Annotated in this window: 2 protein-coding genes; both read right to left on the bottom strand. The window is 66.3% G+C overall.

The genetic code is table 11. The features are described from left to right. Positions 1-925: quinolinate synthase NadA (nadA, locus tag BHE75_RS06015; RefSeq protein ID WP_070933084.1), on the bottom strand; the 925-nt coding region annotated here is incomplete at its 3' end. Then, the gene (gene nadC / locus BHE75_RS06010) at positions 922-1,779 is read right to left on the bottom strand and encodes a carboxylating nicotinate-nucleotide diphosphorylase (RefSeq protein WP_254684370.1); all 858 of its coding nucleotides are present in this window, start codon (positions 1,777-1,779) and stop codon (positions 922-924) included. The genes nadC and nadA, both read right to left, overlap by 4 nt. Positions 1,780-1,922 lie beyond the last annotated feature (143 nt).

Genomic DNA, 1,922 nt, shown 5'->3' with positions numbered 1-1,922 from the left:
GCGGCCGCTTGGCGGCGATGCGGGTCGCCTCGTCCAGCTCGATGCGCGGCTCCATGTCGCGCAGCGCGATATAGAGCTTCTCCATGGTGTTGAGCGCCATGTAGGGGCACATGTTGCAGTTGCAGTTGCCGTCCGCGCCCGGCGCGCCGATGAACTTCTTGTGCGGCGCCGCTTTCTCCATCTGGTGGATGATATGCGGCTCGGTGGCGACGATGATCGTCTCGGCCGGGCTCGCCAGCGCGAATTCCAGGATCGCGCGGGTCGATCCCACCTCGTCGGCATGATCCAGGATATAGGCCGGGCATTCCGGGTGCGCCGCGACCGGCGCGTCGGGATATTGCGCCTTCAGCTTCAGAAGCTCGGTCTCGCTGAACGCCTCGTGGACGATGCAGGCGCCCGGCCACAGCAGCATGTCGCGCCCGGTCTTGCGGTTGAAATAGGCGCCCAGATTCTTGTCGGGCGCGAAGATGATCTTCTGGTCCATCGGCAGCTGCGACAGGATCTTTTCCGCCGAGGAGCTGGTGACGATGATGTCCGAATGCGCCTTCACCGCCGCCGAGCAGTTGATGTAGGTGATGGCGATATGATCGGGGTGCGCCGCGCGGAACCTGGCGAACTGTTCCGGCGGGCAGCTATCCTCCAGCGAGCAGCCGGCATCCATGTCCGGCAGGATCACCGTCTTTTCCGGGCTCAATATCTTGGCGACCTCGGCCATGAAGCGCACGCCGCAGAAGGCGATCACATCGGCGCTGGTGTCCGCCGCCTTGCGGCTCAGGTCCAGGCTGTCGCCCACGAAATCGGCCAGGTCCTGAATATCGGGCGTCTGGTAATAATGGGCCAGGATCACGGCGTTGCGCTCCTTGCGCAGCCGTTCGATCTCCGCGCGCAGGTCCAGCCCGGCGAGGCTCAGATTGGGGGCATTCATGGTCTCGTTCCTCTTTGCGGACGCGCGTTCTGATTGTCGTTCAAACCGTATATCTCTTCCAGCGATCGCGATCCGTCCATCCTCTCGCCATCGCTCGCGGCCGGCTCGTCGGCGAAACGCACCGTCACCGCGGGGTCCAGCCCCTGTCTCTTATACACATCTAGATGTGTATAAGAGACAGTGGTCGCCGGGTCCATATTGTCTAGCAGCAGATGGGTGGCCCCGGCGGCGATCGCCGGCTCGATCTGGTCGATCCGGTCCACCTCCACGATGATCGATGCGATGCCCGCCGCCCTGGCGCGCCGAACCGCCTCGCCCACGCCGCCCGCCACCGCGACATGATTGTCCTTGATCATCGCCGCGTCCCACAGGCCCATGCGGTGGTTGGTCGCCCCGCCCATCCGCGTCGCATATTTCTCCAGCACGCGCAGGCCGGGGATGGTCTTGCGGGTATCGAGCAGCGTCGCGCCCGTGCCGGCGATGCGATCCACATAGGTCCGCGTCAGCGTGGCGATGCCGGTCAGATGCTGCGCGGTGTTGAGCGCCGATCGCTCCGCCGTCAGCAGCGCCCGCGCCCGGCCCTTCAGCCGCATCAGATCGGTGCCCGCCGCGACCTTGGCGCCCTCCTCCACCAGCGTCTCGATCTCCACCTCGGGGTCCAGCGCGCGGAAGAAGGCCTCGGCCAGCGGCAGCCCCGCCACGGCGATCGCATCGCGGCTCGCCATCACGCCCGCGAACATCGCATCGGCGGGGATGACGGCGGCGGAGGTGATGTCCCCCGCCCCCCCCAGATCCTCGGCCAGCGTGGACCGCACGAAGGCGTCGAGATCGAAATCGGGCAGGGTGAAGGGCATTTCGAAACCTCATTCCCCCTTCCCTTTCAAGGGCGGGGGCCAGGGGGGGAGTGAGCTTGCGGAAAGGCGGCGGGCATCGAGCAGCGTCGCCCGCCCCCCGGCCCCTCCCTTGAAAGGGAGAGGGGCGTCAGTCTCCCGTCACG

Origin of the sequence: Edaphosphingomonas haloaromaticamans (assembly GCF_001853345.1) — a bacterium.
In the GTDB taxonomy this organism is placed as follows: domain Bacteria; phylum Pseudomonadota; class Alphaproteobacteria; order Sphingomonadales; family Sphingomonadaceae; genus Sphingomonas_E; species Sphingomonas_E fennica.
Note: the sequence above shows the minus strand (reverse complement) of the source record. Positions and strands in the feature narration are given on the sequence as shown.

Bases quoted from the DNA above. Each gene is read 5' to 3' on its own strand.
- nadC (WP_254684370.1), bottom strand. From the start codon at position 1,779: ATGCCCTTCACCCTGCCCGATTTCGATCTCGACGCCTTCGTGCGGTCC.